This is a genomic window from Novosphingobium sp. (assembly GCF_041915465.1).
Classification (GTDB): Bacteria; Pseudomonadota; Alphaproteobacteria; order Sphingomonadales; family Sphingomonadaceae; genus Novosphingobium.
In genome coordinates, this window is sequence record NZ_JAYSBK010000028.1 from 23,602 (window position 1) to 31,712 (window position 8,111).

Here is an 8,111-nt window from a genome sequence, read left to right on the forward strand (position 1 = left end):
GCCCGATGGGTAAGCTGCTGCTCAACGTCCTGATCCTGTTCGTCGTGCTCGACGTCATTCTGGCAGTGAGCGGGGCGAAGGTGCGCTACGACAGTTTCGTGGTGCAGCCGGGCACGCATTACCTGGCGAGCGGCTTTGGCGACCTGGCCGAGCAGAAGAAGCCTTCGCTCGTGTGCCAGTACTGGAACGGCATGCAGCTGACGGATGCGGTGTTCGAGTACGGCACCGAAATGACCGAGCGGACCGAGTGCCCGTTCCTGTTGAAGTGAGGAGAGCGCCATGACCCAGAAACTTGAAACGCTGACGGTGCACGCCGGGTGCGAACCCGATCCGACCACCAAGGCGCGGATCACGCCGATCTACCAGACGGCGAGCTATGTGTTTGACGATGTCGATCACGCGGCGGCGCTGTTCAACCTCGAAGCGGTGGGCAACATCTACACCCGCCTGATGAACCCGACCAACGGGGCGTTCGAGGCCAAGATCGCCGCGCTGGAAGGCGGCGCGGCGGCGCTGGGCTGTGCCTCGGGCCATTCCGCGCAGTTCCTCGCGTTCCACACCCTGATGGAGCCGGGCTGCGAAATCGTCGCGGCGAAGAAGCTCTATGGCGGATCGCTGAACCAGCTGGCCCATTCGTTCCGCAAGATGGACTGGCACGCCCGCTTCGTCGATGCGGACGATCCCGCCAACGTGGCGGCGGCCATCACCGATAAGACCCGCGCGGTGTTCATCGAAAGCCTCGCCAACCCGGGCGGGGTGGTGCAGGACATCGCCGCGATTGCCGAAGTGGCCCACGCCGCCGGCGTTCCGCTCATCGTCGACAACACCATGGCATCGCCGCTGCTGTGCCGCCCGATCGAGCACGGGGCGGACATCGTGGTGCATTCGGCGACCAAGTTCCTCGGCGGCCACGGCAACTCGCTGGGCGGGGTGATCGTGGATGCCGGGCGGTTCGACTGGGCGAAAGACGGCAAGTATCCGTACCTGTCGCAGCCCAACCCGAGCTATCACGGCAAGGTCTTCACCGAGGCGTTCGGCAACGTCGCCTTTATCCTCGCCTGCCGGGCGCTTGGGATGCGCGATCTGGGGCCGCAGCTGGCGCCGATGAACGCCTTCCAGATCCTGACCGGCATGGAGACGCTGGCGCTGCGGATGGAGCGGCACTGCGCGAATGCGCTGCATCTCGCCCAGTGGCTGCAGAACCATCCCAAGGTTGCCTGGGTCAGCTATGCCGGCCTGCCGGAAAGCCCCTATCACCAGCTGGCGCAGCGCTATCTTGGCGGCAAGGGCGGGGCGGTGTTCACCTTTGGCGTGAAGGGCGGCTATGACGCCGGGGTCAAGCTGGTCAGCGCGGTCAAGCTGTTCAGCCACCTTGCCAATATCGGCGACACCCGCAGCCTGATCATCCACCCCAGTTCCACGACCCACCGCCAGCTTGAAGAGGCCGCGCAGGCGGAAGCCGGCGCCGGGGCCGACGTGGTGCGCGTGTCGGTCGGGATCGAGCACATCGACGATATCGTCGCCGACATGGCCCAGGCGCTGGAACAGATCTGAAGCCATGCGTCCGGCATTCGTCCTTCCTGTTCTGGCCCTAGTGGCACCGGTGGCAGCCGAGGCAAGCACGCTTTCGCCGGAGGGACGCCGGGTTCTGGCGCAACGCGACCGGGAAGAGCGCGCTCGGGCCGATGTGGTTGTTGTCGGCCGGTGGCAAGGGACCTGCGATCCGCAACATTGCCAAGGCGTCGTGGTGCCCACGCGCCACCGCCGCGGAAAGCGTCTGGCAGAATACCGGATCGACTACCGCTCAGAGCTTGACCTTTACGTCGGCTCGAACGAGCCGCCCGCACCGGGGGTCTGCGCGCAGTTCTACCTTCAGGAAAACACCGACTGGGATGAGGGCAGCTTTGAGGTGCTTCAGTACAAGACGCTGAGCGGCACCAGCAAGGCGTGCGCGAAATGAGCTTGTTCGCCGATCATCGCAGTTCAGCAGTTATGGGCGCGGTCTCCTGCGCTGGTCTGCTTGCAGTCGCACCGCCAGCTTTGGCTCAACAGCAGGGAATCCCGGCCTCAGGGGTTGGAGTTGCGCAAAGCGCCTTGCTGTTTGAGAAGGTCTGTTACGAGCACTTTCCAGATGCCAAAGCCATGCAGACCATCATGGGTGCACCTGAATTGCATGGCTGGCAGTTGAGTAGCGATCCCCGCAGCGATGATCCAACGGTTCAGCATTGGTCGTCAAAATTCGCTGACGTAAGCTTTTCGGCGGAGGCGAAGGGCCTCACCGAACAGGGCAATGGGCATTGCTCTGTGACGACCCGGCTGCATGGGAAACGCGCACACGCCGAACTTGTCTCGGCGCTATTCTATCTGATCGAGCCGAAGCCGAGCCAGATCGCCTGGCCTGCCGATGAAGGACCTAGTGCCTGGAAGGTTTCCAGACCGCAAGGTGATCAGCAGATCGAATTAACCTCTATCCATACGGCCGAAGAAGACACCGTGTGGACCATCAAACTGACCAACCTCCCGACGAGGGCCAATTAACATGTTCAAGAAAATCCTCATCGCCAACCGTGGCGAAATCGCTTGCCGGGTGATCAAGACCGCCCGCCGCATGGGTGTCAAGACCGTCGCGGTCTATTCCGATGCGGATGCCCGCGCGCCGTTCGTGCAGATGGCGGACGAGGCCGTCCACATCGGCCCGTCTCCCGCCGCGCAGTCGTACCTGATCGCGGACAAGATCATCGCCGCGTGCAAGGCAACGGGCGCCGAAGCGGTCCATCCGGGCTATGGCTTCCTGTCGGAACGCACCAGCTTTGCCGAGCAGCTTGCCGCCGAGGGCATCGAGTTCATCGGCCCCCCGGTGAACGCGATCGCCGCGATGGGTGACAAGATCGAGAGCAAGAAGCTGGCCAAGGAAGCGGGCGTCAACGTCGTTCCCGGTTTCGTCGGCGAGATCGAGGATACCGAGCACGCGGTGCGGATCTCGAACGAGATCGGCTATCCGGTGATGATGAAGGCCTCGGCCGGCGGCGGCGGCAAGGGCATGCGCCTTGCCTATGACGAGAAGGACGTGCGCGAGGGCTTTGAAAGCGTGAAGCGCGAAGGTCTGAATTCGTTCGGCGACGACCGTGTGTTCATCGAAAAGTTCATCCTCAATCCGCGCCACATCGAGATCCAGATCCTGGGCGACAAGCACGGCAATGTGCTTTACCTCAATGAACGCGAATGTTCGATCCAGCGCCGTCACCAGAAGGTGGTGGAAGAAGCACCGTCGCCGTTCGTGACGCCCAAGATGCGCAAGGCCATGGGTGAACAGTGCGTCGCGCTGTCGAAGGCCGTGGGCTATTACAGCGCGGGCACGGTGGAACTGATCGTGTCGGGCGCGGACCCGACGGGCGAGAGCTTCTACTTCCTCGAAATGAACACCCGCCTGCAGGTGGAACACCCCGTCACCGAATGCATCACCGGCGTTGACCTCGTCGAGCAGATGATCCGCGTGGCGGCCGGTGAAAAGCTCAGCCTGACGCAGGACGATGTGAAGATCGACGGCTGGGCGATCGAAAACCGCGTCTATGCCGAAGATCCCTATCGCGGGTTCCTTCCCTCGACGGGCCGCCTCGTGCGCTACAACCCGCCGGTCGATGGCTGGACCGACGACGGCGCCGAAAACGGCCGCCGCGGCGTTGACGGCGTGCGCGTTGACGACGGCGTCTATGAAGGCGGCGAAGTTTCGATGTTCTATGACCCGATGATCGCCAAGCTGATCACCTGGGGCAAGACCCGCGACGAGGCTGCCGACAAGCAGATCGCCGCGCTCGATGCCTTCGAGATCGAGGGACTGGGCCACAACATCGACTTCGTCTCCGCGATCATGCAGCACCCGCGCTTCCGCTCGGGCGAACTGACCACGGGCTTCATCGCCGAGGAATACCCCGAAGGGTTCACCGGCGCGGCTGCCTCGGACGAGGTGAAGCGGAACCTTGCCGCCATCGCGGGCTTCATCGCCACCGCGCGCGCCGACCGGGCACGCCAGGTCGACGGCCAGCTCGATAGCGAGCTGGAACCGCCCTATGAATGGTCGGTCAAGATCGGCGACAAGACCTTTGCCGTGGACCTCGGTGAAGACATCACGGTCGACGGCGAAGTGGTCGACCTCGCGCTCGAATACACCCCGGGCGACCGCCTGGTCGAAGCCGAGATCGGCGACGAGGTTTACGGCGTGAAGATCGAGCCGACCCGCATGGGCCTCAAGATGACCACGCGCGGCGCGATCCACAACGTCCAGATTCTGCCCGCACGTCTGGCCGGTTATACCCAGCACATGATCGAAAAGATCCCGCCGGATCTTTCCAAGTTCCTGATCTGCCCGATGCCGGGCCTGCTGGTTTCGCTCAATGTCGCCGAGGGCGACAAGGTCGAAGCCGGTCAGCCGCTCGCAGTGGTGGAAGCCATGAAGATGGAAAACATCCTGCGCGCCGAAAAGTCGGCCACGGTCAAGAAGGTCAACGCCAAGGCGGGCGACAGCCTGGCCGTGGACGCGATCATTCTCGAACTGGAGTAGATAAGTTTACCCCCCAGCTTCGGCTGGGGGGCCTGATCGGCGTAGGTGTCAATCGTCCAAACCGGCTGTCACCTTGTCGTCGAAATAGATGTTGCCGCCTTGCCAGCCTTGCGTGGTTTTAATGAACAAGAACGTCCAACGGGTGACGTAGTGCTTGTGCTGGCAATGATAGAGCATCTGAACAACGAAATCGCCGTGTGGCCGTTTTTCGACCATGCGACATTCTCCGAACGGGCCATAGATTCCCACCGTAGAATCGACTTGGTTCGCCAGCATCTGCATTTCTGAACTTTTTCCGGCTGCGATCGGGCTTCCGGTGAAGAAAGTATCGACTGCCTGACGCGACTTTCCGGCCCTGAGTAAGGATAGGGTTGGGTCAAGAATCTTGGCAATTGCCGCATCGTCTGCGGGGGTGGTCGAGGCCGCAACTTGCGCTGATTGGCTGAGTGCCATTGCCGCCACGAACGCGGTTGGGATGATTCCGATCTTTCTGCCCATTCAATCCGTTCCTTCAATCAGTGCCACGGCCCGGATCCAGCCGGCACTTGCGCCTTCGATCTTCACGGGAAAGCAGCTTAGCGTGAAGCCGTGGGCAGGCAAGGCGCTGAGGTTCATCAGCTTTTCGATCTGCCAATAGGGGCGGATGCGGCCGGCCTTGTGGCCTTCCCAGATGATCGATGGATCGCGCGTTTCGGCCCAGCGGCGCGCCGTGTGGCTGAACGGGGCGTCCCACGACCAGGCGTCGGTGCCAACCACTTCGACGCCCTTTTCGGTCAGCCAAAGCGTCGCCTCCGCGCCAAGCCCGACGCCCTGGTCGGTGAAATTGTCGGTGCCATAGATCGCGCCCGACTGGACCAGCACGATGTCGAGCGGTTGCAGGTCATACCCGATCCGCGCCAGTTCGGCCTCGACCTCGGCCGCGCTCACCACGTGGCCGTGGGGCAGGTGCGAGAAATCGAGCTTTACGCCCGGGCGGAAGAACCGGTCGAGCGGGGCCTCGTCAATGGTCGGGGCGGGGCGGGTGCCGCTGTCGGTGGTCGAATGATAGTGCCACGGCGCGTCCATGTGGGTGCCGTTGTGGGTGGACAGCGTCAGCGTTTCCACCGCCCAGCCTTCGCCATCGGGCAGGTCGTCCTTGGTGAGGCCGGGAAAGAACAGCGCGATCTGGCTCCACGTGGTGTCGTGCGCGCTATAGCTGATCTGCGGCAGCATCACGGGCGGGTCGGAGACCACCTTCGTGGTGATCGGGATCGAAAGGTCGATGAACTTTGTCATGGCGGCAAGGATTGACCCGCTTTCCGTTTACGTCAATGGAAAGCGCATGAGCCTGCCCGACACCCTTTCGAACATTCGCCGCATCGACGGCGGCTTTGCCACTCGCGTTCCCGAAGACTGGATGCAGGGGCGCACCACCTATGGCGGGTTCTCCGCCGCGCTGGCGCTTGAAGGCGCGCGCGGACTTGCGCCCGATCTGCCGCCACTGCGCTCGGCGCAGATCAGCTTTGTCGGACCGCTTTCGGGTGAGGTTGAAGTTCGCGCCAAGGTGCTGCGGCGCGGACGCAATGCCAGCTGGGTCAGCGCCGAGGTTGCGAACGAGGGCGGCGTCGGGCTGACGGCGACCTTCGTGTTCATGGGGCCGGTCGAAAGCACGCTGCACCTGCACGAGGTGCCGATGCCGCCCCGGATCATTCCCGTCGAACAGGCCAAGCCCCTGCCCGAAGGGCGCGGCCCGGGCTTTGCCAGCCATTTCAACCGCCGCTTCGGTGTGCCGCGCGGCGAGCAGCCGGAGCCCGAGATCGACTGGTGGGTGCAGCTGAAGGATCGCGCAGGGCTGGACCCGATGGTCGAACTGATGCTCTGCGCCGATGCCCTGCCGCCGGGGGTGCTGTTCATGATGAACAGCGCCGCGCCGATCAGTTCGATGACCTGGCTGGTCAACCTGCTGACCCCGCTGCCGACCTCGCGCGATGGCTGGTGGCTGCTGCGCTCAGCCGGGAACTATGCCGAAAAGGGCTGTTCCAGCCAGGACATGGCAATCTGGAACGCCGATGGCGAGGCCGTGGCCGTGGGGATGCAGGCGATCGCCCTGTTCGGTTAGGCGGCCTGCTGGGCGAGCTTCTTGCCCATCACCGCGCGGAACAGCGCGAAGCCGACCAGCCCGGCCACCGCTGTGCCGACGTGGACCAGCCAGAATGTGGGCGTGTCCATCGTCGAATACCACCCGCCGATGATCCCTACCGTCTTGTTGGCGCTGAAGAAGGCGAGGTAATAGATCCCGACAATCGTCGCGGTCATCGATTTGGGCGAAACCTTGGTGAACAGCGCCAGGCTGACCGGCATGATGTGGGCAAAGCCGATCGAATTGAGCAGGTGGAACATCAGCGGCCAGCCAAGGCCGATCTTGCCGGTCCCTTGCGTAATTGCCGCCATGTATAGGCATAGCCCGCCCGCGATCACGAAGACGCTGCCCAGGATCATCTTGCCGATCTCGTCCGGTTCCCACGCGCCGGAATCGCTGCGCCATTTCCAGAACCAGGCAACGGCGGCCAGCATCGAGAAGCTGAGCGTCGCGTCGATAGTGACCATGTAACTGGTCGGCAGGGTGGTGCCGAAGAAGGTCAGCTGGAACTGTTCGTCTGCCCAGATCAGGTAAGCGTTGAAGATTTCCTGATTGGTCAGCATGACCAGCGCCAGCATCGGGATCAGCAGCAGCAACGCGATCACGCGCGGGCGGTCTTCGGTAGAAACCGCGCCCAGCAACCCGAGCGCGACAGCCAGGCCGACCATGCCCGAAGGGCCCATTTCGCTCAGCCCCGGCCAGACGCGCGCCAGGCCGATCAGCGCGGCGAGGACGATCCCTCCGAATATCAGCAGCCTGGCCCCGTTGATTCCGGTGCTCTTCGTCTCGCCCGGTGCAGCGCGGTTGTCCTTGGGAAGCCACGGCCCGGCCTTGATGTAAAGCAGCAGACCCAGCACCATCACCACGCCGGCCGTGCCAAAGCCGTAATGCCAGCCGACCTTTTCACCCAGGGTGCCCGAAATCAGCGGCGCGGCGATGACGCTGACGTTGATCGCGATGTAGAAGATCTGGAACGCCATCGCGCGGCGCAGGTCATTCGGGCCGTACAGTTCGCCCACCTGGCTGGCGATATTGCCCTTGAACAGGCCGACCCCGACGATCAGCGCAATCAGCGCGAACAGGAACATCCCCTGGAAGGCCATCAGGAAGTGGCCAATTGCCATCACGATCGCGCCAAGCAGCAGCGTGGTGCGGCGGCCCAACCAGCGGTCCGCGATCAGCCCGCCGGCAATCGGGGTCAGATAGACGAGGCTGGAATAGTCTCCGAAAATCGCGGAAGCGAGCGGCTGCCCTTCCTTCCCGGCATAGACGCTGCCCTGCAACCAGCCCATGCCCAGCACGCTGCTGATATGTTCGGGCAGCAGCAGGTATTTCACCATGTAGAGCACCAGCAGGGTCTGCATGGAATAGTACGAAAAGCGTTCGCACCCTTCGACGAAAGCCAGATAGCCCAGCCCCTTGGGGTGGCCAAGG

Annotated in this window: 9 protein-coding genes; 6 read left to right on the top strand and 3 right to left on the bottom strand. The window is 63.3% G+C overall.

Features of this window, described 5'->3' with window-relative positions; translation table 11 throughout:
- The first annotated feature begins 5 nt into the window (after window positions 1-5).
- The 5 genes from ACE3SN_RS07065 to ACE3SN_RS07085 are packed head-to-tail and all read left to right on the top strand — an operon-like array spanning window position 6 to window position 4,558.
- Window positions 6-269, top strand: coding sequence for a hypothetical protein (locus ACE3SN_RS07065; protein WP_374528730.1), 264 nt, complete (start codon window positions 6-8; stop codon window positions 267-269).
- A 10-nt stretch (window positions 270-279) separates the two neighbouring features.
- Entirely contained in the window at window positions 280-1,554 is a 1,275-nt protein-coding gene (locus tag ACE3SN_RS07070; protein ID WP_374528732.1) for an O-acetylhomoserine aminocarboxypropyltransferase, read from the top strand.
- 4 nt (window positions 1,555-1,558) lie between these two features.
- Window positions 1,559-1,960 (top strand): hypothetical protein, encoded by a 402-nt coding sequence (locus ACE3SN_RS07075; RefSeq protein WP_374528733.1) that lies wholly within the window; start codon window positions 1,559-1,561, stop codon window positions 1,958-1,960.
- The gene (locus tag ACE3SN_RS07080; RefSeq protein ID WP_374528736.1) at window positions 1,957-2,538 is read left to right on the top strand and encodes a hypothetical protein; all 582 of its coding nucleotides are present in this window, start codon (window positions 1,957-1,959) and stop codon (window positions 2,536-2,538) included. The genes ACE3SN_RS07075 and ACE3SN_RS07080 overlap by 4 nt, the downstream gene beginning before the upstream one ends.
- A gap of 1 nt (window position 2,539) precedes the next feature.
- Window positions 2,540-4,558, top strand: coding sequence for a biotin carboxylase N-terminal domain-containing protein (locus tag ACE3SN_RS07085; RefSeq protein WP_374528738.1), 2,019 nt, complete (start codon window positions 2,540-2,542; stop codon window positions 4,556-4,558).
- Window positions 4,559-4,606: 48 nt separating this feature from the next.
- On the opposite strand, the gene ACE3SN_RS07090 is transcribed toward ACE3SN_RS07085, so the two are convergent.
- Together ACE3SN_RS07090 and ACE3SN_RS07095 are read right to left on the bottom strand one after the other, a co-directional pair.
- Window positions 4,607-5,056 carry a hypothetical protein gene (locus ACE3SN_RS07090; RefSeq protein ID WP_374528740.1) on the bottom strand — a complete coding sequence of 150 codons (450 nt, stop codon included), beginning with the start codon at window positions 5,054-5,056 and terminating at the stop codon, window positions 4,607-4,609.
- Window positions 5,057-5,833: a cyclase family protein gene (locus ACE3SN_RS07095; RefSeq protein WP_374528743.1), complete on the bottom strand. Its 777-nt coding sequence runs from the start codon at window positions 5,831-5,833 to the stop codon at window positions 5,057-5,059.
- Window positions 5,834-5,879: 46 nt separating this feature from the next.
- On the opposite strand from ACE3SN_RS07095, the gene ACE3SN_RS07100 reads away from it, so the two are divergent.
- Window positions 5,880-6,656, top strand: a complete 777-nt coding sequence (locus ACE3SN_RS07100) for a thioesterase family protein (RefSeq protein WP_374528745.1) — start codon at window positions 5,880-5,882, stop codon at window positions 6,654-6,656.
- Here the strand turns inward: ACE3SN_RS07100 and ACE3SN_RS07105 are convergent.
- The coding region (locus tag ACE3SN_RS07105; RefSeq protein ID WP_374528747.1) for a peptide MFS transporter at window positions 6,653-8,111 on the bottom strand (1,459 nt) is incomplete at its 5' end. The genes ACE3SN_RS07100 and ACE3SN_RS07105 overlap by 4 nt on opposite strands.

What these genes read in the sequence shown, in the direction of transcription:
- ACE3SN_RS07065 (WP_374528730.1), top strand. Translation starts at nt 6, where the DNA reads ATGGGTAAGCTGCTGCTCAACGTCCTGATCCTGTTCGTCGTGCTCGAC.
- ACE3SN_RS07070 (WP_374528732.1), top strand. Translation starts at nt 280, where the DNA reads ATGACCCAGAAACTTGAAACGCTGACGGTGCACGCCGGGTGCGAACCC.
- ACE3SN_RS07075 (WP_374528733.1), top strand. Translation starts at nt 1,559, where the DNA reads ATGCGTCCGGCATTCGTCCTTCCTGTTCTGGCCCTAGTGGCACCGGTG.
- ACE3SN_RS07080 (WP_374528736.1), top strand. Translation starts at nt 1,957, where the DNA reads ATGAGCTTGTTCGCCGATCATCGCAGTTCAGCAGTTATGGGCGCGGTC.
- ACE3SN_RS07085 (WP_374528738.1), top strand. Translation starts at nt 2,540, where the DNA reads ATGTTCAAGAAAATCCTCATCGCCAACCGTGGCGAAATCGCTTGCCGG.
- ACE3SN_RS07090 (WP_374528740.1), bottom strand. Translation starts at nt 5,056, where the DNA reads ATGGGCAGAAAGATCGGAATCATCCCAACCGCGTTCGTGGCGGCAATG.
- ACE3SN_RS07095 (WP_374528743.1), bottom strand. Translation starts at nt 5,833, where the DNA reads ATGACAAAGTTCATCGACCTTTCGATCCCGATCACCACGAAGGTGGTC.
- ACE3SN_RS07100 (WP_374528745.1), top strand. Translation starts at nt 5,880, where the DNA reads ATGAGCCTGCCCGACACCCTTTCGAACATTCGCCGCATCGACGGCGGC.